This is a genomic window from Ruegeria sp. YTSA108, assembly GCF_059610185.1.
In genome coordinates, this window is the sequence record NZ_JBXWND010000008.1 from 74458 (window position 1) to 97555 (window position 23098).

The 23098-nt window shown below is 55.1% G+C and carries 20 protein-coding genes; 10 read left to right on the forward strand and 10 right to left on the reverse strand.

Going from position 1 to position 23098, the window contains the following annotated elements; genetic code table 11:
* The first annotated feature begins 15 nt into the window (after window positions 1-15).
* The 6 genes from AC2FHW_RS12695 (at window position 16) to AC2FHW_RS12720 (ending at window position 5673) form a co-directional block, all read left to right on the forward strand.
* Window positions 16-657, forward strand: a complete 642-nt coding sequence (locus AC2FHW_RS12695) for a cysteine hydrolase family protein (RefSeq protein WP_496701675.1) — start codon at window positions 16-18, stop codon at window positions 655-657.
* Between the two features lie 771 nt (window positions 658-1428).
* Window positions 1429-1782, forward strand: a complete 354-nt coding sequence (locus AC2FHW_RS12700; protein ID WP_142635000.1) for a hypothetical protein — start codon at window positions 1429-1431, stop codon at window positions 1780-1782.
* Window positions 1772-2611 (forward strand): hypothetical protein, encoded by an 840-nt coding sequence (locus tag AC2FHW_RS12705; RefSeq protein ID WP_496822016.1) that lies wholly within the window; start codon window positions 1772-1774, stop codon window positions 2609-2611. The genes AC2FHW_RS12700 and AC2FHW_RS12705 overlap by 11 nt, the downstream gene beginning before the upstream one ends.
* An 83-nt stretch (window positions 2612-2694) precedes the next feature.
* Complete coding sequence (locus tag AC2FHW_RS12710) at window positions 2695-3894, forward strand: N-acetyltransferase DgcN family protein (protein WP_496728855.1); 1200 nt, start codon at window positions 2695-2697, stop codon at window positions 3892-3894.
* Complete coding sequence (locus AC2FHW_RS12715; RefSeq protein WP_271950258.1) at window positions 3891-5012, forward strand: alanine/ornithine racemase family PLP-dependent enzyme; 1122 nt, start codon at window positions 3891-3893, stop codon at window positions 5010-5012. Before AC2FHW_RS12710 ends, AC2FHW_RS12715 begins: the two co-directional genes overlap by 4 nt.
* A gap of 379 nt (window positions 5013-5391) precedes the next feature.
* The gene (locus AC2FHW_RS12720) at window positions 5392-5673 is read left to right on the forward strand and encodes a hypothetical protein (RefSeq protein ID WP_142634991.1); all 282 of its coding nucleotides are present in this window, start codon (window positions 5392-5394) and stop codon (window positions 5671-5673) included.
* A 340-nt stretch (window positions 5674-6013) separates the two neighbouring features.
* Here the strand turns inward: AC2FHW_RS12720 and AC2FHW_RS12725 are convergent, their stop codons facing one another.
* From AC2FHW_RS12725 to cobT, 3 genes are all read right to left on the reverse strand, one after another.
* Window positions 6014-6355: a DUF427 domain-containing protein gene (locus tag AC2FHW_RS12725; protein ID WP_142634990.1), complete on the reverse strand. Its 342-nt coding sequence runs from the start codon at window positions 6353-6355 to the stop codon at window positions 6014-6016.
* A 65-nt stretch (window positions 6356-6420) separates the two neighbouring features.
* Complete coding sequence (locus AC2FHW_RS12730) at window positions 6421-8202, reverse strand: aminopeptidase P family protein (protein WP_142634988.1); 1782 nt, start codon at window positions 8200-8202, stop codon at window positions 6421-6423.
* Between the two features lie 53 nt (window positions 8203-8255).
* Complete coding sequence (gene cobT, locus AC2FHW_RS12735; protein ID WP_142634986.1) at window positions 8256-10133, reverse strand: cobaltochelatase subunit CobT; 1878 nt, start codon at window positions 10131-10133, stop codon at window positions 8256-8258.
* A 425-nt stretch (window positions 10134-10558) separates the two neighbouring features.
* Between cobT and AC2FHW_RS12740 the strand changes: the two genes are divergently transcribed.
* A complete protein-coding gene (locus AC2FHW_RS12740; protein WP_496822018.1) occupies window positions 10559-11416 on the forward strand; it encodes a hypothetical protein in 858 nt (285 codons plus the stop codon).
* A gap of 93 nt (window positions 11417-11509) precedes the next feature.
* Here AC2FHW_RS12740 and cobS read toward each other — a convergent pair whose 3' ends face one another.
* The gene (cobS, locus tag AC2FHW_RS12745; RefSeq protein WP_271950250.1) at window positions 11510-12493 is read right to left on the reverse strand and encodes a cobaltochelatase subunit CobS; all 984 of its coding nucleotides are present in this window, start codon (window positions 12491-12493) and stop codon (window positions 11510-11512) included.
* A 618-nt stretch (window positions 12494-13111) separates the two neighbouring features.
* On the opposite strand from cobS, the gene AC2FHW_RS12750 reads away from it, so the two are divergent.
* Window positions 13112-14014: a Hint domain-containing protein gene (locus AC2FHW_RS12750; protein WP_142634979.1), complete on the forward strand. Its 903-nt coding sequence runs from the start codon at window positions 13112-13114 to the stop codon at window positions 14012-14014.
* A 5-nt stretch (window positions 14015-14019) separates the two neighbouring features.
* On the opposite strand, the gene AC2FHW_RS12755 is transcribed toward AC2FHW_RS12750, so the two are convergent.
* The gene (locus tag AC2FHW_RS12755) at window positions 14020-14646 is read right to left on the reverse strand and encodes a J domain-containing protein (RefSeq protein ID WP_142634977.1); all 627 of its coding nucleotides are present in this window, start codon (window positions 14644-14646) and stop codon (window positions 14020-14022) included.
* A 107-nt stretch (window positions 14647-14753) separates the two neighbouring features.
* Between AC2FHW_RS12755 and AC2FHW_RS12760 the strand changes: the two genes are divergently transcribed.
* Together AC2FHW_RS12760 and AC2FHW_RS12765 are read left to right on the forward strand one after the other, a co-directional pair.
* Complete coding sequence (locus tag AC2FHW_RS12760) at window positions 14754-15008, forward strand: BolA family protein (protein WP_142634975.1); 255 nt, start codon at window positions 14754-14756, stop codon at window positions 15006-15008.
* A gap of 262 nt (window positions 15009-15270) precedes the next feature.
* Window positions 15271-16353, forward strand: coding sequence for a glycosyltransferase family 4 protein (locus tag AC2FHW_RS12765; protein WP_496822020.1), 1083 nt, complete (start codon window positions 15271-15273; stop codon window positions 16351-16353).
* Window positions 16354-16408: 55 nt separating this feature from the next.
* On the opposite strand, the gene AC2FHW_RS12770 is transcribed toward AC2FHW_RS12765, so the two are convergent.
* The 5 genes from AC2FHW_RS12770 to pepN all read right to left on the reverse strand — a co-directional run bounded on the left by AC2FHW_RS12770 (window position 16409) and on the right by pepN (window position 23028).
* Window positions 16409-16840, reverse strand: coding sequence for a DUF4177 domain-containing protein (locus AC2FHW_RS12770; protein ID WP_281972785.1), 432 nt, complete (start codon window positions 16838-16840; stop codon window positions 16409-16411).
* 182 nt (window positions 16841-17022) lie between these two features.
* Window positions 17023-18534 carry an Asp-tRNA(Asn)/Glu-tRNA(Gln) amidotransferase subunit GatB gene (gene gatB, locus AC2FHW_RS12775; RefSeq protein ID WP_271950243.1) on the reverse strand — a complete coding sequence of 504 codons (1512 nt, stop codon included), beginning with the start codon at window positions 18532-18534 and terminating at the stop codon, window positions 17023-17025.
* 70 nt (window positions 18535-18604) lie between these two features.
* Window positions 18605-19816, reverse strand: coding sequence for a hypothetical protein (locus AC2FHW_RS12780; protein ID WP_246097153.1), 1212 nt, complete (start codon window positions 19814-19816; stop codon window positions 18605-18607).
* 177 nt (window positions 19817-19993) lie between these two features.
* Entirely contained in the window at window positions 19994-20422 is a 429-nt protein-coding gene (locus tag AC2FHW_RS12785; protein ID WP_271950240.1) for a hypothetical protein, read from the reverse strand.
* A complete protein-coding gene (pepN, locus tag AC2FHW_RS12790; RefSeq protein WP_496822022.1) occupies window positions 20419-23028 on the reverse strand; it encodes an aminopeptidase N in 2610 nt (869 codons plus the stop codon). Before pepN ends, AC2FHW_RS12785 begins: the two co-directional genes overlap by 4 nt.
* Window positions 23029-23098 lie beyond the last annotated feature (70 nt).

The following is a 23098-nucleotide window of genomic DNA, read 5'->3' on the forward strand; positions in this document are numbered from 1 at the left end:
AAAGCAGAGACAGACATGGAATTGACCCGCGATCTTCCACTAGAACATGACCAATCGGGATTGCTGTTTATTGACGTGCAGAACTTTGCAGCCCACAGGGATGGTGCCGAATTCGAAGGGCTGACAAATGCCGAGTTTGACGCAAAGTTTGGCTGGTTTTTTGAGCAGCTGAAATCCCGTATCGTACCTAATATGCAAGCCTTGCAAAAGGGATTTCGCGCGGCGGGAATCGAGGTTCTTTACACAACGATTGAAAGTCTGACCAAAGACGGGCGCGACAGATCTCTGGATTACAAAATCACGGGCTTCAACGTGCCCAAAGGATCCTGGGACGGCAAGGTGATCGACGAACTGGCACCAGCCGATGATGAGATCGTGTTTCCAAAATCTTCGTCCTCAGTCTTTGTCTCGACCCACATAGATTACGTGCTGCGCAATCTCGGCATAAAGCAATTGGTGCTGGCAGGGATCGTGACCGATCAATGCGTCGAAAGCGCAATTCGCGATGCTTGTGATCTGGGCTATCTGGTCACCCAAGTGACGGATGCCTGCATGACCTACACGCAAGAGCGTCACGACAATTCCCTGCAAACGATCAAAGGCTACTGCCGTCAGGTGACGACAGCCGAATTGCTTGACGAAATCGGTCGTGGCTAGGTCGGTGAGGCGCCCAGCCGATCCGTTTGGCGGCGCGTCTCAGGCGTTACCCACGCCCGTTTTCTCGCCAAATTCCGATTTTTCCCTGCGCGTCAGTCCAACCTGTCATCATCCAAAAAATCGCTCAGAAATGTTTGGCGAGGCACACTCAAAACAGCATGTGAGATCAGAGACAAACCCACACTTTTCGGTAAAACGTCCAAGCATTATCTGCCCTCACCGCATGTTTTCCTTGATGCAGCGAATGCCAGTTTCAGAGTGACATAGTAAAAAGGCTACATAAGTGGTCACGGATTTGCCGATACACAAAGCAAATGCCAGGTTGAAACCATTTTTTGATCGGTATCGGGGCCTTGGGAACAGCGGTAGGGCCACGAGCGTTGTAATTGCGGCTCCAAGTGGTTACATAGGGAACACTAAAGTTCTGGTTTTCTGCAGCCCAGGCGTATCGCCTGCTAGAGTGAACTAAGTTCTTCCATCATGAAAATTCAGCTGTCACGTCCTCTACTTGGATTTGATGTTTGGGAAAGTTGCCGATGTTATCGCGCACGACCACATCGCTTGTGATGTTAGTTGATCCGTTTGTGGTGATCAGACGCACCGATGGCTTGCCAATAAACCACAACGCAACCGTTGATCAAATGAGCTTCCGATAGGCAAGAACTGCGCCTATCGACCATCGCGTCCTGAGAATGGCCTGGGCGCAAGATTAAGATTGCGCAGAAAGACATAAAACAGCGAGGCGGCGCTTTCTCCGCCAGAGGAACTAAAATGACATTTCCAGAATGGACGAAACCAGGCATCTACGGTGCTTTGTGTGGTGCGGTTGCGGTCTCAATCCTTGGCTTTACGTGGGGCGGATGGACAACCAGCGGCAGCGCTCAAGAATTGGCGAAAGACCATGCAAGCGAAGAAGTAACGCTTGCGATGGTGCCGGTCTGCCTGAACAGGTCAACCGCTGACCCCAAGCGCGAAGAAATAATCGAAACACTGCAAGAGGCCTCTGGCTTTAACCGCCGCAAGGCCATGATGGATACAGGTTGGGCAACACTGCCGGGGTCAGATTCGCCAAGCCGCGACCTCGCAGATGCCTGTATCGCGGGGCTTGAGCTGGATGGATCATAAGGCAAAGGCAATGCCGCAACTCTTTCGGACGACTTGGCGCGCAAATCTGTCACTAGGCATTCAGATGAGTGCGGTGCTGATTGGGTTTACACTCTGTGCTTTGCTTTTATTTTCGATGCCTGCATTCGCTCAATCTACATCGCAATCGGTGCCAGAAAATGCCACTGCAACAAGTTACGGTGACGGTTGGAAATGCAACGCCGGGTATAGGTTGAGTGGCGACGTCTGCGCAGCTGTCGTAGTGCCAGAAAATGCCTATCCGACCAACCGTACCTATGGTTTAGGTTGGGAATGTCTTCATGGTTTTCGCGAGAACGATGAAGCGACCTGTGTTGCGGTGATTGTACCCGATGGCGGATTCCTTGATTCATCAGGTGAACGCTGGCATTGCTCGCGCGGTTTTCTCAAAATCGACGATACGTGCCAAGAAATTGTCGTACCCGCAAACGCTTATCTGGCTGATACGACCTATGGACCCGCGTGGGAATGCAAACGTGGGTTCGAAGCATTGGACGACCGTTGCGTCGCCATTGTGGTCCCGGCCAACGCGTATTTGAATTCATCAGGATACGGCCAACCCTGGACATGTGAACGTGGATATTTTGTACAGGATGGCACGTGCGCGGCCGTCATGATCCCTGAACATGCCTACTTGGACGATGCAACGTACGGCACGGGATGGAAGTGCGAGCGGGGATACGCGACCTCAGGTGTGAATTGCGAAACAATAGAGCTTCCTGCGAATGCCCATCTTGACAGGTCCGGAAACCGTTGGAACTGCAACAAGAATTTCAAGTCATCTAAAGGTCTGTGCGTTCTCGATAACTGAGCGCGCGGCGCGACTATTTCGACTTTGGTATCCGATGGTGACGACCGTGTTGCCTTGGGTGTCGACCACACAAAGGAAACATCATGAAAACCGACTTTAACGTGGCAAACACGATCCGTCGTCCTGTTAGCGGGGCGCAGGCGCCGCCATTTGCCAGCGACGAACCCATAAGATCAACTTCTGCCACTCAGATCATCTTGCCGCCAACTGCGATTGTCTATTGCCAAGGTAACTTTGCCAAGGCGGATGGCAAAACTGCAAATGGCCTCGTTCGCCATTCAGAGGCCTACAGGATCCTGTCTGTCATCGATAGCGATCACGACGGCAAAGACAGCGGGTTGGTTCTTGACGATACTGTAAACCACATTCCGGTCTTCAGAAGTCTGGACGCTGCTGTTGTCCATGAAGCTGTAATCCCAGAAACCCTCATTTACGGGATGGCACCATCTACGGGCAGGCTCTCATCGACAGATCGTGACGTTGTTCTCGACGCGATTTCACTTGGTATGAACATCGTCAGTGGATTGCATGAATATCTGGGCGATGATCCAGAAATCGCCTCTTTTGCGGTCGAACGCAAAGTCACCATCCGAGATATTCGCAAACCCAAACCCAGCAAGGATATGCGCCTGTTCGATGGAAGTATTGCAGGTGTGAAAGCACTGCGCATAGCTGTTCTTGGGACCGACTGCGCCATCGGAAAGCGGACAACAGCGACTGTTTTAGCCCGTGCCTTGAACGCAAGGGGCATCAAGACTGTCCTTGTTGGTACGGGCCAGACAGGTTTGATGCAGGGTGCAAAATATGGGGTGGCAATGGATGCCGTACCGCCGCAGTTCTGTTGCGGCGAACTTGAAGGCGCGATCGTTGACGCTTCCGAGTCTGAACGACCCGATGTCATATTGATCGAAGGTCAAGGCGCGTTGAGCCATCCGGCATTCTGCACATCCGCCTTTATCCTGCGGGGCAGCCAGCCGGACGCCGTAATCCTCCAGCACGCTCCAAAGCGCGCGCATCGCTGTGACTTTCCCAATATGCCGATGCCCAAGCCTGCAAGTGAGATTGCACTTATCGAAGCATTTGCTGACACAAAGGTCATTGGTGTCACGCTCAATCATGAGGGGATGTCCGAGGCCGAGGTAACCGACACGATCGCTGCACAGTCACAAATACTCGGGCTGCCGGTAACGGATGTACTCAGCCGGCCGGCTTCGCATTTGCTTGCAATGGTTGTTGCCGCTTACCCTGGGTTACATCACTCGACACCCGTGGCTGCGATATGAGTACCCCTCGCATTGAGGTGCATCTGAGCAAGATACGTCACAATGCGAAGACTGTTGTCGAGCGCCTCAAGACACGCGGCATCGGTGTCACCGGTGTGACCAAGGCAGTGTGCGGGCATCCAGCCATCGCTCAGGCAATGCTCGACGGCGGCGCTGTGGGGCTTGCGGAAGCGCGGCTTAGTAACGTGCGAAGGTTACGCAACGCGGGCATGACATGCCCGATCACATTGATCCGTACACCAACGCTGAGCCAGGTCGATCAGGTCATCCAATACTGTGAGGCGAGCTACAATACAGAAATCCTCGTGATTACCGCTCTGGCCGCCGCCGCGATCCGGAAAGACTGCATTCACGGCATTATCCTGATGGTTGAGATGGGCGATCTGCGCGAAGGGATCATGCCAAAGGACCTCGGCTCGGTTGCACAGCAAGTGGTGGACATGCCCGGCGTTACGCTGAAAGGCATCGGAGCGAACTTTGCATGTCTGGGGGGAATTGCCCCGAATGCTGCAGATATGGAGGCCCTATCTGACCTGGCGAATGAAACAGAGGGGCAGTATGGTCCCTTCCTTCACACGGTATCTGGCGGAAACTCGGCCAACCTTCCTTGGGCCCTCGGCGGACACCCAGCTTGTCGCATCAACGATCTAAGGCTGGGGGAAGCAATACTTCTGGGCGTTGATCCGGTTTCCGGAGATCAAATAGGCGGGATGTATACGGATGCCTTCATACTTATCGCTGAGGTAATTGAAACAGGGTCCAAACCTGCATCTCACCCTCAGAGCATCTGCGATCCGGTATTCAAAAGACTTCACCTCGTCCCGAAAAGCGGACAGAGCACACAAATAATTCTGGCCGTTGGTCAGCAAGATACGGACATTTTGGGGCTTTCGATGCCCCCTGGATACAGGCTTATTGGTGCAACAAGCGATCATCTTGTCGTTGGCACTTACCATTCGACGCAAAGCGTAGGATCGGAAATGAAGTTCCAAATGAACTATAGTGCGTTGATGAATGCTATGTCCGCTCCCGACGTTAAGACAAAGTTGCTCCGTGGCAGTCATTCACGACACGCGCATGTCTCTCAAGGATCAGGCACCCACCTAGCATCGATTTGATCACTCAACTGATAAATGCACCGTTGAAAACGGTTAGGAGAATAACCATTGGCAAAGCTGACAAAAAAACTGTCTTCAATGCACACGTTCCCAAGGCGGAAACACCGATGGACAAAACAACGCGGATCGTTAGAGAAATGGTCAACGAAGAAGCAGAGCAAAGACAGATCAAGAATGCCCGGCTCCGCAAAACTCGGCTCGAAAGGGATGCGAATATATTATCTGAAGCCTGTCCGCCGAAGCCCGTCAAAAAGCGGTGACAGGATTGTCGCCCCTTCTTTTTGCGCGACTGGAATGATCGAACCACGAACAAAGCGGCTAGCGAACATTGTTTTTCCCATGCATCAATCGCACCCATACTCATTTTACGGATACTGCCATGACAATCTCAGATGAGAGCTCAGAAAAAATTCACTATATCTGCCAGACATATGTGGAAAATAAGCCCGGTCGCGGAGGGCAAGGAAACTTGAAAATTGGCAAGCAATTTGAATACTCCACGGCGGCGGAAGCACAAAACAGAGCAGAAAGGGAAGCGCTATCCGACGATTGCGCTGGCGCCGATGCCTACATGGTCAGTGAGGACCCGAACAGTGGCGAGGTCGGGGCGCCGAGCTTTATCATTAGGCTTGGAAATGTTCCGGAATTTGATGAGTTTTAGATCTTGAGCAGGCTTCAGTTTAACTCTCTAAACTCACCTTGTTTGCGGCATTAGATCGACCAAAAACAAATCTATTTGGTGCCAGAAAAACAGACCATTTTGGGCGTGGGTTTTGCCAAGAAACTGCGCCATGAATACCGGAAAAAAGCAGTTTTTAGTGTAGGCGCAGCGAGAAATCCCAAGGTGCAGGTCGGGCTCGTTTGATACTTTCGTGGTATCCAGCGTAAAGGATCGTTCTCTTACTTCGAGCCAGATTTTGACGTGAAGGCCAAAGCGATCTGGCCTTTCATATTGTGCAACAACTCGATTGAGTAGAGGTATTGCGCATCTGGGACATACGTCAGATTTGTTCGACCTTCACGGAATCAAGCGGGTAGAAGGCGACATGGCCTTTGATGTCTAAGGCAGAATGGATCGGGTCTTCATAGCTCCAAGCAGCGTTTTCAGTGACCGAGGATTTGTTGACGATCGAAAAATGCGTGGCTTGGCCCTTGTGTTTGCACTGCGTGACCTTGTCGGTAACATCCAGAAATGCCATCGCGATATCGGTACGAGGGAAATAGATGACCGGATCAAGATCGCCCTCGAGCAATTCCAGAGCATTTGTGGTTTCACCCAGAATGGCGCCTCCTGAACGGACGCTCCATTTGCCTGGTGTCTTGCGAATGGTGATCTCGGTCATCTTTGCTCTTTCCTCTGGTCCGGTTTCCCGCTTGTCCACTGCCCGGTATATGTAACGATGCGGTGTCAGATCGGTGCGGTTGCGGCATCCAACCACAGTTGGGCGTCATCTCCCAGCCTTGGTCGAACTTTTTCGGCAACTTCGCGGTGATATGCGTTGAGCCAGTCGCGTTCGACTGCCGTCAGCATATCGGTCAGAACCAAGCGTCGGTCGATAGGGACATAGGTCAATGTGCGCCATTCCAACATGGGACGTTCCGCGTCACCACTGGGCAGGGTAGGGGCAGATTGCACCACCAAAAGGTTTTCAATCCTGATTCCAAACGCACCTTCGCGGTAGTAACCCGGCTCATTCGACAAGATCATGCCCGGCAGCAAGGGCTCATGGCTGGCTTTGGACAGACGCTGAGGGCCCTCATGCACACTCAGATAGGCACCGACGCCGTGCCCGACACCGTGATTAAAGTCCTGACCCGCTGCCCATAGGGGAATACGCGCCACGGATTCGATATCACGTCCAGCCAACCCGGCAGGCCAGCGCAGCATAGACATGGCGATCATGCCTTTCAGCACGCGAGTAAAGCAGGCTTTTTCTTCTTCACCCACATTGCCGATAGCAATGGTCCGGGTAATATCAGTCGTGCCATCCAAATATTGTCCGCCGCTGTCCAGCACCAGGATATGACCGTCTTGCAGCAGGCTGTCGGTTTCCTCGGTCACCCGGTAATGCATGATCGCGCCATTGGGTCCTGTCCCTGCAATCGTATCGAACGAGATATCCTGCAGGGCATTATCCTTGCGCCGGTTCTCCTCAAGCCGAGTGACCACCTGCGTTTCCGTAACATCGCCAGCGGCTTGCGCATCCAGCCAGCACAGCGTTTCGATCACAGCGACAGCATCGCGCAGATGTGCCTCGGCACTGCCTGCGATTTCGGCAGGGTTCTTGCAGGCTTTGGGCAGCGCACAAGGGTCGCCGCCATCGACCATCTGCCCTTCTAGCACATCGGCCACTGCCTGTGGCAGCGTACCAAGATCAACCTGAACCTTACCGTCAAGCGCTGCGACAGCCGTCAAAAACGTGTCCGGCGCATGAACTGTGACTGAATCGGCCATCGCCACGTTCAGCTTTTGGTGCGCCATGAACAGATCCACGCGGCCATCCGCATGCAGTATAGCAAACCCATGCGCCACCGGGTTGTACCCGATATCGGAGCCCCGAATGTTCAACAACCACATGATCGAGTCGGGCAGGGTAATCACCGCTGCGCCACAGCCCGTGTCCTGCAGGGACTGCGCCAGACGCGCGATTTTGCTGTCTGCGCTTTCGCCCGCGAATTCGATCGGGTGCAGCTTTACCGGGTTCATTGGTGGATCGGGTTGATCCCACCAAACCCGGTCCACCAGATTGTCGCTGCGCACCAGTGTAATATCTCGGCCTTCAAGGTCGGTCTGCGTTTTCGCGATCTGACCCGCCGAATGTAGCCACGGATCAAAGCCAACCCGACCACCCTGCGGGAGTTGTTCCGTTAGCCACGCGGCAAGGCTGACCTCGGGCCATGGAACAGGTGTGTAATCGGCGGCGACCTGCGCTTTGACCTGCGTACGATAACGTCCGTCAATGAAGACGCCGGCCTTATCTGCCAAAACCACGCAGAACCCGGCCGAACCTGTGAACCCGGTCAGCCAGGCAAGCCGTTCGTCGCGCGGGGCCACATACTCGCCTTGATGCACATCTGCGCGCGGGACCAAGAAACCGTCCAACCCGTCGCGTGCCAATTCGGTCCGCAGATCGGCCAGCCGAGGCGGGCCCTGTTCCGGCCGTGCGGTCACGGCGAAGGACTGAAACATGTCATACCTCTATCAGTTTGGAGCGCGCGACGCCATGTTATGGAAAAGGCGATTCAGCCTACTCTCTTCATTCCCATCACCCGCGCTCGTGCGCGCGGATCACTGTCAAACAGAGCGGCCAGTTGCTCGGTCATGGCTCCGGCCAGTTGCTCGACATCCGTGATGGTCACGGCGCGGTCGTAATACCGGGTCACGTCATGGCCGATGCCGATGGCAAGCAATTCCACCATCTTGCGCTTTTCGACCATCCCGATCACATCGCGCAGGTGCTTTTCCAGATAGTTTGCTGGGTTCACGCTGAGCGTTGAATCATCGACCGGCGCCCCGTCCGAGATTACCATCAAAATCTTGCGCTGCTCGCGCCGTGCCGTCATCCGGCGATGCGCCCATTCCAGCGCCTCGCCGTCGATATTTTCCTTCAGCAGACCTTCTTTCATCATCAGCCCCAGATTGGGTCGGGCGCGTCGCCACGGGGCATCCGCGCCTTTGTAGATGATATGGCGCAGATCGTTCAGACGACCGGGCTGCTGTGGGCGGCCATCGTTCAGCCAGGCCTCGCGCGCCAGCCCGCCTTTCCACGCTCGCGTGGTAAAGCCCAGAATCTCGACCTTGACGTTGCAGCGTTCCAGCGTGCGTGCCAGAACATCCGCGCAGATCGCCGCGATCGAAATAGGTCGCCCGCGCATCGAGCCCGAATTATCCAACAGCAGCGTCACCACCGTATCGCGGAACTCAGTATCCTTCTCGACCTTAAAGCTCAGCGGTGTGGTTGGGCTTGCAACAACACGCGCCAGACGGCCCGCGTCCAGAATGCCTTCTTCGCGGTCGAACTCCCAGCTGCGGTTCTGTTGCGCCTGCAACCGGCGCTGCAATTTGTTGGCCAAACGGCTGACGGCACCTTTCAGCGGTTCTAGCTGTTGATCCAGATAGGCCCGAAGGCGTTCCAGCTCAGCGGGCTCCGCCAGATCCTCGGCGGCGATCTCTTCGTCATGGGTGCTCAGGTAGACCTTATAGTCGGGATCAGCATCGGATGCAGGCGGAGGGGCAGGCGGCTCCAGCGGGGCCTCGCCCTCGGGCATCTCGGCCTCTTCTCCCATTTCATCCTCGGCCATCTCATCCATGGAGACTTGAGCCTGAGACTGATCCTGCTGTTCTTCCTGTGACTGCTCAGGGGTCGCATCCGCGTCCTGTTCGTCCTGATCATCCTGACCAGTGCTGTCGGGGTCGGGCTGTTCTTCGGCGTCGTCTTCGGCCTGATCTTCCTGATCTTCGTCCAGCTCATCCGGGTCATCGCCCAGCTGATCGCCATAGCCCAGATCCTTGATCATCTGGCGTGCAAACTTGGCGAATTCGGCCTGGTCCGAAAGTACCTCGTCAAGGTTCTCCAGTACGCCCCCTGCCTGATCTTCGATAAACCCGCGCCACAGGTTCATGACATTGTCAGCCGCAGGCGGCAGGTCGCGACCAGTGGCCAGATGCCGGATCAGATAGCCGGCGGCCACCGAAAGAGGCGCGTCAGCTGGCTGTTTGCATTGATCATACCCACGCCGGATCGCTTCGTGCCCGATCTTGACGTCGATGTTGGACGCAGTGCCTGGCATGTCCCGCGCACCCATCGCTTCGCACCGGGCAACCTCCATCGCCTCGTACAGATCGCGGGCCATGTCACCTGGAGGCGCATAGCGATTATGAGTAGCATCATCGTGATAGCGTCGCTGCAAAGCCAAAGCATCCGCGGTCCCGCGCGCCAACAGAACCTCTTCCCGCGTCATGCGCCGCGAGACCTGAGGCAACCGCATCGACTCACCCGACAGGCCCGACGGGTCGACCGTATAGCTCACCGTAAGTTCCGGATCGTCGGCCATCACTTTGGTGGCTTCGGCCAGAGCTTTCTTGAACGGATCAGCGGGGTTGTCTTTGGGTTTGCTCATCGGTGGCAGGTCCGGTCTTGTTCTACTCGGGCAACCTAGAGCCAATCATAGGTCTTGACCATAGGGTCGGCCTTGTTTTCCGGGTAATCAGCGGCACGCCCGAATTGCAAAAACGCCAGACCTGTAGAAAAGAGGCAACGCCCGGCTTCTGCGTGGCCTGTGATTCTAACTGGGGGTGACTTTTCCGTCAGTACAATGCAAAACGAACGGTACACGAACGCGTGATATAGTTATTTGTTTGGGACGGTTTAATGGGACTCAGAAGACAATTTCGAAAATTGTTCGGGATCAAAAGACAGACCATAGAATTACAGCCCTCGGGCTGGTTAGCCGAGAATGTTTTCTGTCAGTCACCCTCAACGCCGCTGAGTGAGATAGTTCACGTTTTCGATCCCAAATACAAAGATCCTGACCCAATCAACCTAGTGCATATCGTCAATTTCTTTTCTGTCGACGGAGCGATGAATGATGTCCAGCGCGCTACGTTGGATAGCATGGTGACTGCCAAATCAGATCCGTTGGCTGGTGAAGGTGAAACAACTTTGGTGCAGGTTCCGGTGCATGGGGACGAAGATCTGATTCAAGCCCATTACGGCCTGCAAGTTGCGACAAAACTGGAACGCACGGTTCTGGATGTCGGAACGTTTCGAATTCCTCGGCCTTTGCCACTTTTGTTTGATGTTCTGGAAAAGGGTGCATCCGTTGCTAAACCCGGAGATTTTGTAATCTACACTAATGCAGATATTTGTCTTCAGCCCTATTTTTATGGCGCGGTACGTCAGCTTATTGCGGGTGGTTTCGATGCCATCACGATCAATCGTCGGACATTTGGCGATGCGCATGGGTTTTCCCATGACCCCCTGTCTATGGGCGAGGTTGGTATGCAGCATCCGGGTTTCGACTGCTTTGTTTTTTCCAAAGAAGTTTTCGATCAATTTGTTCGCACAGATTCCTGCCTCGGGATGTCTGGGGTCATACAGCCAATGCTATTCAATCTCGCTGCGCACTCGAAACGAATGCTGATGCTCAAGAATGTCAGTCTGACGTTTCATTTCGGCGATGATCGGCCGTGGAAAACCCAGGACTTTGATGATTATGCCATGCATAACTTCACAGAGGCGGCGGATAGTTTAACCAAATTGGCGGAAGACGTCAGTAAACGCGGTCATCTTCGCGAGTTCTGTGACAATCACATTGGAATCTGGAAACTTGACGACGATGGATTGTTGGCTCCAGATGCGGCTCAAGAAGTTGCACAGGCACATTTGGCCAATAATGCATAAAAGCTAACTTTCATAGCTTTTGATGATGTGGCCCTGCAAGAGCTTCCGAAAGCCTGTGCCACGCACAAGCCCCCGGAAATTCCGTATATTTTGTTATCCCAAGCTGGTGCTTGCAGCGCTTTCCGGGAGTTCCTCGTCAAAACACCGCTGATAGAACTCGGCCACTGTCTGGCGCTCCAGCTCGTCGCATTTGTTCAGAAAGGATAGGCGGAAAGCATAGCCGACATTGCGGAAAATCTCGGCGTTTTGGGCCCAGTTGATTACCGTTCGGGGGCTCATCACGGTCGAAAGATCACCGTTCATGAACGCGGTCCGAGTCAGATCGGCAACGGTGACCATCTGAGCGACGATCTTGCGGCCCTCGGCAGTGTTGTAATGCGGCGCTTTGGACAGAACGATCATCGTTTCTGCGTCATGGCTAAGGTAGTTCAGCGTCGCGACCAGAGACCAACGGTCCATCTGGGCTTGGTTGATCTGTTGTGTGCCGTGATACAGGCCGGTCGTGTCACCCAGGCCAACAGTATTGGCGGTGGCAAACAGGCGGAAATATTTGTGCGGGGTCAGAATCTCGTTCTGGTCCAGCAGAGTCAGGCTGCCATTGGTTTCCAGAACGCGCTGGATCACAAACATCACGTCTGCGCGCCCGGCATCGTATTCGTCAAAGACGATAGCAACAGGGTTACGCAGAGCCCAGGGCAGAATTCCTTCGTGGAAATCCGTGACCTGTTTGCCATCACGCAGCTTGATCGCATCCTTGCCGATGAGGTCGATCCGGCTGATATGGCTGTCCAGATTGACGCGCACGGCCGGCCAGTTCAGTCGCGCAGCGACCTGCTCGATATGGGTCGATTTACCGGTGCCGTGATAACCCTGAATCATCACGCGGCGGTTATGGGTAAACCCTGCGAGGATTGCCAGCGTCGTATCTGGGTCGAACTTATATGTCGGGTCGATCTCGGGAACCCGTTCTGTCTGTTCGTAAAAGCGTTTGACCTGCATGTCAGAATTGATGCCGAACACATCTCGGACCGAAATCTCTTCTGTTGGTTTTGCGTTTGCGTCAATCGGCCAATCCATGCCTGTCGTCCTTATCCTGATACCGCGGCCCCCGCGCGGGCTTCTGAACCCGTGTGTGGTGCAACATATTGCAGATAAGGGCAAGGGAAAGCGGCCCCCTTGGAAAGGTGAGCAGGTTTTTCTTTCAAACTGGCCCTATTGACGCGCGGGCGATCCTTGGTCGCGACGCGTACCAGGTGCAGGTCAAGCCGCGTTTGTCAACAAAGGCACTGCGGCCTGTTCGGACGCACATGCCGATCCATGTGTCGGAAATGCTGTATGCAGGTAAGTATTCAATAATCCAAATGTTGAAAATGACCTTATCAGACATATGAAAAATGGTCTCATGGGGCTTTTTGCAAGTTGCTCAAGTACACAGCAGATTTCTTTGCTAGTCGCGAGCCAGAACTGTCAGTTGGCAATACCAGACGTCGAGATGGCAGTTTCTGGATTCAGCGTCATCCTAAGGACGTGTAGAAACTAGGCAGGGCAACACTTTCGGCGAACGGGAAAGTGACCTCGGGCAAATGCCACAAGAAATCGTCACAACTTGCGGCTCGTCACGTGCAGATATTGAAATGTGTTGTGGAGGTGGTACACTATTTTGGACTTAGTTTAAGTAATAAGTAAAAGGTTGCCATGGCTTTAGTAATTACCGGTCCAACGAGGATTTTCTTTCCTCCGAACACGGACACATTTTCTGTGGACTACAACTCCAGCAAGCCAGCGTCTTGGTTTGTATCTGTAACAGATGACGGACTTCTTTCCCCTTCAGATTACTCGGTTACGATTTCCAGTGCTGGTTTACTAACAGTGGACCTGCAGCCGGGGGTTATTGTTCCCCCAAATACAACTCTGAGTTTGATCGTCAGAGCCTCCAGCGGGCCTGGAAATGGCAACAATGCCTCGATTGGGGTAACCGTTAGGTTGCCCGCTGGAACGGTGCCGTGTTTCGTGAAAGGGACATTGATTGAAACTGAAAGTGGCTGTCGCGCTGTTGAGGAACTCGCTGTTGGTGACAAAGTGCGTGCTTCCAGTGGTGAACTGCTACGCATCGAGTGGATCGGAGAGAAGACCCTGCAGGCAGAAGCTTTGAAGCGAAACCCCCAGTTACGTCCGGTTTGCATTCAGAAAGGTGCATTCGGAAAAGGACTGCCTGACCGAGATTTGTACGTTTCTCCACAACATAGGATTGTCGTGGAGGGTTGGCGCGCAGAGTTGCTGTTTGGAGAGCCAAAAGTTTTCGCCGCGGCAGTTCATCTCGTTAACGATCATACAATTCGCCAAGTAAATACTTATGATCCCGTTACATACTACCATATTGCTTGCTGTCGCCACGCGATACTGTTGTCGAATGGTTTGCCAACTGAAAGTTTGTTTTTAGGTGAAATGGCGGTGATGTCCTTCGATCGGGAAGATGCCGAGGAACTCCGTGAGCTATTTCCCGAACTGCGAAACGCGGCACCCGCTTTTGAGCAAACGCGCGTACGTTGCCTAAAACGCCCCGAAGCTGCTGCGTTACGCGATACGTTCGCGCACTGAACCCACTACCTAAAATTCCGGCTGTCCTTGATCTGATCCCACGCCCAGACAACCTCTTGCAACTGCTCTTCCTGAGAACGGTCGCCGCCGTTCATATCGGGGTGCAACACCTTGATCAGCTTTTTATAGGTCTTTCGGATTTCGGCCTTGGACCAGCTGTCATTGGCTTCCAGAATCTCGATAGCGCGACGTTCGGTTGGGGGCAGGCGGCGGCCGCCTCCGCCTGTAGTGCGCCCTTTGTTCTGGGTACTGTTCGCGCCCAGCACCTGGTGCGGGTCTTCGATTCCCAAACGGGCCCAGGCACGTGCCTCGGGATCGCCCATGGGTTTGGTTTCACGCTCCCAGACTTTGTCCTTAGACTGTTGAGCATTCATTTCGGCCTCGGTCGTGCCGTCGAAGAAATTCCATTTCTGGTTATACTCGCGCACATGCTGCTGGCAGAACCAGAAGAAATCATCCAAAACATCCGGTGCTTTCGGGGCCCGAAATTTACCAGGCTCTTCACAGCCCTCATGGTCACAGATTCGCACCGAAGTTTCAGACGCGCCAGACATACCACGCCGTCCACGCGGGTTTTTTTTCTTCGCGCTGGAGACGGACATATCGAATCCAAATGGGTCTGATTTCGTCATGCTATGATCCTTAAGAACGCATCTTCTCGACTCGGAGGCAGCAGTTTAGTCTAAGCAGCCGAAAGTAGAAGAGGGGGGCGGTAATATTTTTGCCGCTGAGCGTAAAAATGACCGTGACCGAAGAAATGCGAAGCCGCCTGCAATCGGCGTTTGATCCACATGAGCTTGAAATCGTTGACGACAGCGAAAGCCACCGCGGGCATGCCGGATTCCAAGAAGGTGGTGAAAGCCATTTCAACATCCGAATCCGCGCGGCTGCATTCGAGGGGCAATCTCGCGTTGCCCGCCACCGCGCAGTGCACAAAGCGCTTGGAGATATCGTGCCGCGGATCCATGCTTTGGCATTGGATATCGGTGTTTAGGCAGGCTTTTGTAACGCGGCCCGGAACGGTCGCACCCCTGCAGCGAAGACAATTCGCGGGTTTTGCCGTGATCGTTCAGAGATTGGCACAGGGTCGCGGGTTGGATAGGTGAAAGCCGGCCGGTAATTTTTCGGTGTTTTGGTGATTTCGACCGGTTTCTTGCAGTGATGGCAACAAATCAGGAAATTCAGTCTGAATGTGAAAACATTCCATGCATAACAGTTGCTCGAACGCGGGCCCTAATCTACCCTCAATTGACGGGATGTTTTTCAGGTATTTGGTTTTGAGAGTTCTTTTTGTGCAGGCTGGATTTGGGCCTGGGGGGGCAGAGAAAGTAATAGCCATGCTTTCAGGGCATTTTGCCCGGCGCGGTTGTGCTGTTCACGTTACCGGTTTTCAGATGCCGACCGATGGTCCCTATTTCCCGATGCATCTCGATGTTGAACTCAGCGTTGCAGAAAAGGCGACGGGACAGGCGTCACGTATTACGCATATCCGCTCTGTCATAAAGAAATTCCGACCGGACGTTGTAATCTCATTCCTGACCAAGGTGAATGTTCAGACTCTTCTGGCAAGCGTTGGAACCGGGATTCCCGTTATCATTTCTGAACGCAACAATCCGCTGCGACAGGACGCACATCCCCTTTGGGCACCGCTTCAGGGGATTGCGGGGATAAAGGCAGCAAAGGTTGTCGGGCTGACACATCGCGGATTGGCGGATCTTCCCTTCACTTTGCGCAAGAAGGGGATGGTTATTCCGAACCCGATCCTCCCCTTTGAGCGAGTTGAATCCTCTGGCACGAGGCGGGGTGTGCAACTGGTCGCGGTTGGCCGCCTCGTTCGGCAAAAGGGGTTCGACATGCTGCTGCAGGCGATGCAGCGCATTCATTCCCAAGCTCCAGATACCAGGTTGATTATCTATGGTGAGGGCAGCGAGCGGGAAAATCTGCAGAAACTGCGCGATGATCTGGGGCTACAGTCGGTTGCTCGGCTGCCCGGCAATACGATCGAGGTCGGGGAATGGGCGCAGCGTGCGGACATTCTGGTAGCCACTTCGCGGTTCGAAGGGTTTCACAATGTCGTCGCTGAGGCGGCGGTCAGCGGGATACCGGTCGTGTCTTTCGATTGCGATTACGGTCCGTCAGAGTTCATTCAAAACGGACGGAACGGATATCTGGTTCCCGTCAACGATGTCAGTGGTTTGGAACAGGCAGTGCTGAAGCTGATCCATGAACCCGACCTCAGGGCGCAGATGTCCAAGGTGTCACCTACGCTAAAGGCCGATCTGTCCCCAGATCAGGTCTTTGCCCAATGGGACACGCTAATTCGCGACGTCACGAGCTGAGATTCAAAACGCTACTCCTGACAGCCGTTTTTTTTGACAGGCCCGGTTAGGGCAATCAGGTTTTTTGACCTTCAGTCTCTGCAGTTTCGTCTTCCGATTTTTCTGTTTCAGCACCTTTCAGCGACAAAGGCGGCTCTTTGGCCTGTTCTGCAATGGGGGCCGGGGCCTGAACGGTATCGGGACCAGGAACAGGTTGAGCAAGAGCAACGCCATCCTTCGTTTCGGTCGGGCCAGGTGTCGGGGCAACAGGCACATCAATTTCACGGCGGAATATCAGCACATTGCGCCAGTTCACGGTGCTGCCGGTCAGGCCGGAGCGTTCCTCGCTGGGCAACAACTCGGCGCGTTGATATTCCCAGCCATCCTGCCCCATCTGGTTTAGCACTTGTTCAATAGAAGCAGCGAAACGTCCCTCGGCTGACTTTTCACCCTTGGTCTTGGCAGACTTTTGGGGGGAAGGGACAACTTTGTATTCGTAGCGGGGCATCGGAATTCCTACCTGTAAGTTCCGGGTAATCTAGCAGGTTGATCACAATGGGAAAGTCATCATAGCGCGGCGGGCGAATTCCGGCACATCTGCTGGTGCGGGCCTGGTGCCACAAATGACAAGCGGCGGGACTTTGCGCAAAGGCTAAAGTCCCGCCGCCGAAATCAGTAAAACCGAAAGATCTACGATCCCAGTTTCTTGGCAATCAGCTCGTTGACGGCCTTGGGATTGGCCTTGCCACCAGTCGCCTTCATCACCTGACCAACGAACCAGCCGGCCAGTTTCGGGTTTACCTTGGCCTTCTCGACCTGTGCCGGATTGGCGGCTATGATCTCGTCCAAAGCGGCCTCGATCGCGCCCGTGTCCGTCACCTGCTTCATGCCGCGGTCTTCGACGATCTGCGCCGGATCTCCGCCTTCGGTATAGACGATTTCGAACAGGTCCTTGGCGATCTTGCCCGAGATCGCGTCCGAGGAAATCAGGTCGATGATGCCGCCAAGCTGTGCAGGTGAAACCGGCGAGTCGGTGATCTCGTGATCTTCCTTTTTCAGGCGGCCAAACAGTTCGTTAATGACCCAGTTTGCAGCCAGTTTGCCATTGCGACCCTGCGCGACCTCTTCGAAATAGGCAGCCGATTCAACATCAGCAGTCAGCACCGATGCGTCATAGTCCGTCAGTCCGAACGTGCTGATAAAACGCGCTTTTTTATCGTCAGGCAGCTCGGGCAGGTTGGCGGCGATGTCGTCAACCCAGGCCTGCTCGATCTCTAGCGGCAGCAGGTCAGGGTCAGGGAAGTAGCGATAGTCATGCGCTTCTTCCTTGGACCGCATCGAACGCGTCTCGCCCTTGTCCGGGTCATACAGGCGGGTTTCCTGATCGACCTTGCCACCACCTTCGACGATGGCGATCTGGCGACGGGCCTCGACCTCAATGGCTTGCTGGATGAAGCGCATCGAGTTCATGTTCTTGATCTCACAACGGGTGCCCAGATGCGAGAAATCCTGTGTTTCCTGATACTTTTCATAGGCCCCTGGCAAACAGATCGAGACGTTCACGTCTGCCCGCAAATTGCCGTTCTGCATGTTGCCATCACAGGTGCCCAGATAGCGCAGGATCTGACGCAACTTGGCGATATAGGCGGCGGCCTCTTCGGGTCCGCGAATGTCGGGGCGGCTGACGATCTCCATCAGGCAAACACCGGTTCGGTTCAGGTCGACGAAGGACATATGCGGGTCCATGTCGTGGATTGATTTGCCCGCGTCCTGTTCCATATGGATGCGTTCGATCCGCACCATGCGCGCGGTGCCGTCGCCCATCTCGACCAAAACTTCACCTTCGCCGACAATGGGCTGATAAAGCTGGGAAATCTGATAACCCTGCGGAAGGTCGGGGTAGAAATAATTCTTGCGGTCAAAAGCCGATTTCAGGTTGATATCGGCTTTCAGGCCCAACCCGGTGCGCACGGCCTGTTCGACGCAATATTCGTTGATCACCGGCAGCATCCCCGGCATTGCCGCGTCCACGAAGGCCACGTTCGAGTTCGGCTCGGCCCCGAATTGGGTCGATGCGCCCGAGAACAACTTGGCATTGGACGAGACCTGCGCATGCACCTCCATCCCGATTACCAGTTCCCAATCGTGCTTGGCCCCGGCAATGGTTTTGGGCTTAGGCATTTCGTATGTCAGGTCGAGCATGGCGCGCCTCATTTCCGCAGAAGTCTAAGCCTGCGTATTAGGCCCGGCGCGCCAAAGGGGCAAGGGGGAATCAGTGTCCGGACAGGTGCAACCCTGTCGGAGTAAAGGTCACATCCATGCCGCTGCGCAGTTCCTCACGAAACAGGTCACCGATTGCCCGCAACGCATCGCGGTGCCCGCGGGCTGCAAACCGTTCGGGCGAGTTGATGCGGACCGAGTTATTGAACCCTTGTGCCGCATGGGCCCAGATCAGCGGATGCAGTTCGGTCAGGTGATCACGGATCAGCCAGTTGGCCGCGTCGTGGATCTGAGCGCGCACCGCGTCGGCCTTTTCATTCCCCCCAAGGCCGTTCTGGATGGTTATCGCACAATAGGCAGCCAGCATATTGACCATCTGCTGGTCGGGGCGGTTGCGCAGTATATCGTGCAAACCCTGCAGGAAATATTCGATATCCAGTCGTGCGCAGGCTTCGTCGTCTAGGGCGATGGCATCAAACTGGACCCAAGTGTAGCCACCGGCGCCCCAAAGGTCATGGGTACGGGCTGCATTGCGCAGGGCCTGAACCTCAAGCTCTTCATAGCTGCCGAACCAGCGTGGCAGCAGATGAGTGCCCATTGCACGCATATGGCGTTGGTTATGCGGGTCCAACGTAATCAACTGTTCATACTGATCAGCCACGCGCAGATTGGACTTGCGCTGACCTGCCAGCAGAGCACAGCCAACAGCCGCAACCAGCGCATTGTTGGGCGCGGCTTCGCGGCATTTTGGCAGGATATCGGCCGCGCGGTCGAAATGGGCGGTGCAGCGAGACCGGTGCAAGGGGGGAAGAACTGCGTTTGTCGCAGTGCCGCGCCACGCCCAGGCCAGGTCAATATGCGCCATAGCCACAACAAGGGCGATCATCGGATCATCCTCATGCGCCCGCATTTCATCCTCAAGCTCAGAAATTCCGCCAAGAAGATCATAGTCTGACAATGCCCGATAATCGGACAGAGCGTGTTCGACCGCCAGCACTACATCGGACCGAGCGCCGAATGCCAGCAAATCCGCGATTGGCATCCCATCGGGCGCAGTTTCGCGCGCGTCATCGGCGGCACGCATCTTTGCAGAAAGGTCTGCCCACCGATCCTGGCGGGCCAGATCGCGGCCAAGTTCGATGACGTCCTGACCGATCAGTTCATCGGCCGAGACATTTGCGACGGGGATATTTACCGAACCCTGATCTGGCAGAGCAGCGGCCAGCACTGCATCGGCGGCGTCGAAATCTGACGCAATTTTCAAGGATGGATGTGGAACGCGGGCCTTTTGGGCCATCAGAAACCGGAACATGCTTACACTCGAAACAAAAAAAATCGTAACCTAGCTTTAGAGACTGGCCTCTATTTGGCTCAAATTCAAGCTACAACCGTCTTATTGTCGCTTTGTTCCGGTCAATGCGCCCTGAGACTCGGGATCGTTTCAAAATGGGCCGAAATGATGCCGTTCAACCTTTAGGCCAGCCTCTTTCAGGCGGGACTCGAGTTCCTTATGCGGAGGGGTCGACTCATCAGGCAGGCGAATCCGCTTTTCCGAGGTCAGCACCAGCGACATGCGCACCGAGAAATCCCAGCGTGTATCCAGGCGCACATGGTCGATTTCGCTCAATCTTACGCCAGCCTCGCGCCGCCCCGAGAACCACCGCAGCCCATCCTGATCCAGCCGGAGCCCCGAACGGGTGTTTTGTGCAAAGTCCCATAATGCGGGTAGGGTGAACAGGGCCAGCAGGCCAATCAGCCACCAGACGGCATCAAAGGCGATGACCAACACAGCCAGCGCGGCATAGACCGACAGTAGAATTGCGATGACCTGCGGTGACCTGTTATGCCGTGTATAGGAATAGGGGGTCATGCGTTCAGGATGCGCGTCACCATTTCGGTCGTGTCCCGTGAAAGGTCTGGCGTTTCGGCGATGCGGGTCAGCTGGTTGCGGATAAGGGCCTGGCGATCTGCGTCATACCGCTTCCACGTCTGGAATGCCGAACACATCCGCGCCGTGGTCTGCGGATTGACCGGATCCAGTTTGATCAGCCAGTCCGCCAGCAGAGAATAACCAGCTCCATCAGCACGGTGGAAACCGGCGTGATTCGTCGCCAATGCCCCTAGAACAGCCCGGAAACGGTTCGGGTTCTTCCAGTTGAAATCCGGATGCCCGGTCAGGTGGCTTACGATATCTGCAGTCTCTGCCGGGGCTGACATCGCCACCTGCAGGCCGAACCATTTGTCCATCACCAGCCGGTCATCTTGCCACCGGTCATAAAACGCGTTCAGTTCCTGTTCCCCTTTGCCCGCACGCAACAGGCAGGACAAAGCCGAAAGCTGAAGGGTCATGTTATCGGCGCGCTGATAATCCTCGGCCGCTTTTGCACCCCCGTCCAGCCGTGAGGTCAACGCCAGTGCGGCCCCACCCAGAGCCCGCTGGCCAGCTTGTTCTGCGTCCGGGCTAAAGGGGGCTTCGATGCTGGTTTCGCTGTGCAGGCGGGGCAGCAGATCCTGAACGTGCTGGGCCGTTACCTGCCGCAGCGTTTCAACAGCCGTCCAAATGGCCATCGGGTCGGGCGTGACACCCTGTTCATGCATCATCGCAGCAAGTTCAGATTGGGACGGCAACTCCAGCATCAAGGCGCGATAAGACGGGTCAAGATCGCTGTCGCGCAATACGGCGAGGATGCCATCGAGATAATCCGTTTCCGGTGCCGCATCCGTCAAGATCATCTTGATCAGCGTGTCTTCGGCTAAAGATCGCCCTGCTTGCCAGCGGTTGAACGGGTCGCTGTCATGAGCCAGCAAAAAAGCTCGCTCAGCGCTGCTCTGGTCATGTTCCAGAATCACGGGGGCCGAGAAATCGCGCAGGATTGAGGCCGTGGGTTTGGGCGGATTGGCACCGGCCACGCGTTCCGGTCCTTCGCAACCCTGCAAGCGCCAGCCTTCTACTGTGTATTCGAAAGCAAAGCTTTGGGTTTCCTGAGTGAACTCCAGAATGGTTGTGGGCATGGTTTCATCCCCGTTCGCGCCGATCAGCCCGACCGCAACGGGGATAACCTGCGGCAGTTTTTCTGACTGTCCGGGGGTCGGGTCGGTGCGCTGTCTCAGCGTCAAGGTGTAGATGCCATCAGTCCATTCTTCGGTCACCGATACGCGCGGGGTGCCAGACTGGCTGTACCAGCGTTTGAACTGGGTCAGGTCGCGACCTGTGGTGTCTTCAAACACCTTGATCCAGTCCTCGATGGTGCAGGCCTGACCGTCATGCCGATCAAAATACAGCTCCAGCGCCTGCGCATAGGCCTCGTCACCTACCAGACGTTTCAGCATGCCGATCACCTCGGCGCCTTTTTCGTAGACCGTCGCGGTGTAGAAGTTGTTGATCTCCTGAAAGCTCTCTGGCCTTACCGGATGTGAAAGCGGGCCGTTATCCTCGGCGAATTGGCGCGCCCGCAGGTCGATGGCATCGTGGATACGTTTGACCGGGGCCGAGCGCATGTCCGAGGTGAACTGCGCATCGCGGTACACCGTCAGACCTTCTTTCAAGCACAGCTGAAACCAGTCGCGGCAGGTGATGCGGTTGCCAGTCCAGTTGTGGAAATACTCATGCGCGATGATCGCCTCGATCCGTTCGAAATTCATATCGGTGGATGTCTCAGGGCTGGCCAGCACGGCGGACGAGTTGAAAATGTTCAGACCCTTGTTTTCCATCGCCCCCATGTTGAAATCATCGACGGCGACGATGTTAAAGACATCCAGGTCGTATTCGCGGCCATAGACGTCCTCGTCCCATTTCATCGACTTCTTCAGCGCCTCCATACCGAAGGCGCATTTTCCCTCATCGCCCGGGCGCACCCACAGGTTCAGTTCAACCTCGCGGCCCGATTTGGTTGTGAACTGACCGGGATGTGTAATCAGGTCGCCTGCGACAAGGGCGAACAGATAGGCGGGTTTGGGCCAGGGGTCATTCCATTCGGCCCAGCCATCCCCCTTGCCGGTCGGGTTGCCGTTCGACAGCAGAACCGGCAACGCGCCATTAATGCGTACGGTGAAGATCGACATCACGTCGGGCCGGTCGGGATAGAAGGTGATCTTGCGAAACCCCTCGGCCTCGCATTGGGTGCAATACATGCCGTTCGAAATGTAGAGCCCCTCAAGTGCAGTGTTGTTGCCTGGGTCGATTTCGACCTCGGCTTCCCAGACAAATGCCGCGTCGGGGACAACCGCTGTCAGGCCGGTCTCTGTAACGTCTGGAGTGATCTCAACCCCGTCAACAGTAGCACGGATCAGTTTCAGTTGCTCACCATGCAGGAAAAACTGACGGTCTAAGGCATCAGGATTGGGCCGGAAGGCGATGCGCGAAGTCACTCGGGTCGCATTTGGGGCCAGATCAAAGGTCAGATGTACGCTGTCCACCAGATAACCAAACGGAGTGTAGTCTTTCAGATAGATCGTCGTGGGGGCTGCGTCGCGCATCGGTGGCCTCGAATGGGTTGGTATCAGGCGCGACGTTATGGGTTGCTGCGATGGGCTGCAAGCGGTGCAA

Excerpts from the sequence above, each read along its gene's own strand:
- AC2FHW_RS12695 (WP_496701675.1), top strand. The coding sequence starts at position 16 with ATGGAATTGACCCGCGATCTTCCACTAGAACATGACCAATCGGGATTG.
- AC2FHW_RS12700 (WP_142635000.1), top strand. The coding sequence starts at position 1,429 with ATGACATTTCCAGAATGGACGAAACCAGGCATCTACGGTGCTTTGTGT.
- AC2FHW_RS12705 (WP_496822016.1), top strand. The coding sequence starts at position 1,772 with ATGGATCATAAGGCAAAGGCAATGCCGCAACTCTTTCGGACGACTTGG.
- AC2FHW_RS12710 (WP_496728855.1), top strand. The coding sequence starts at position 2,695 with ATGAAAACCGACTTTAACGTGGCAAACACGATCCGTCGTCCTGTTAGC.
- AC2FHW_RS12715 (WP_271950258.1), top strand. The coding sequence starts at position 3,891 with ATGAGTACCCCTCGCATTGAGGTGCATCTGAGCAAGATACGTCACAAT.
- AC2FHW_RS12720 (WP_142634991.1), top strand. The coding sequence starts at position 5,392 with ATGACAATCTCAGATGAGAGCTCAGAAAAAATTCACTATATCTGCCAG.
- AC2FHW_RS12725 (WP_142634990.1), bottom strand. The coding sequence starts at position 6,355 with ATGACCGAGATCACCATTCGCAAGACACCAGGCAAATGGAGCGTCCGT.
- AC2FHW_RS12730 (WP_142634988.1), bottom strand. The coding sequence starts at position 8,202 with ATGTTTCAGTCCTTCGCCGTGACCGCACGGCCGGAACAGGGCCCGCCT.
- cobT (WP_142634986.1), bottom strand. The coding sequence starts at position 10,133 with ATGAGCAAACCCAAAGACAACCCCGCTGATCCGTTCAAGAAAGCTCTG.
- cobS (WP_271950250.1), bottom strand. The coding sequence starts at position 12,493 with ATGGATTGGCCGATTGACGCAAACGCAAAACCAACAGAAGAGATTTCG.
- AC2FHW_RS12750 (WP_142634979.1), top strand. The coding sequence starts at position 13,112 with ATGGCTTTAGTAATTACCGGTCCAACGAGGATTTTCTTTCCTCCGAAC.
- AC2FHW_RS12755 (WP_142634977.1), bottom strand. The coding sequence starts at position 14,646 with ATGACGAAATCAGACCCATTTGGATTCGATATGTCCGTCTCCAGCGCG.
- AC2FHW_RS12760 (WP_142634975.1), top strand. The coding sequence starts at position 14,754 with ATGACCGTGACCGAAGAAATGCGAAGCCGCCTGCAATCGGCGTTTGAT.
- AC2FHW_RS12765 (WP_496822020.1), top strand. The coding sequence starts at position 15,271 with ATGTTTTTCAGGTATTTGGTTTTGAGAGTTCTTTTTGTGCAGGCTGGA.
- AC2FHW_RS12770 (WP_281972785.1), bottom strand. The coding sequence starts at position 16,840 with ATGCCCCGCTACGAATACAAAGTTGTCCCTTCCCCCCAAAAGTCTGCC.
- gatB (WP_271950243.1), bottom strand. The coding sequence starts at position 18,534 with ATGCTCGACCTGACATACGAAATGCCTAAGCCCAAAACCATTGCCGGG.
- AC2FHW_RS12785 (WP_271950240.1), bottom strand. The coding sequence starts at position 20,422 with ATGACCCCCTATTCCTATACACGGCATAACAGGTCACCGCAGGTCATC.
- pepN (WP_496822022.1), bottom strand. The coding sequence starts at position 23,028 with ATGCGCGACGCAGCCCCCACGACGATCTATCTGAAAGACTACACTCCG.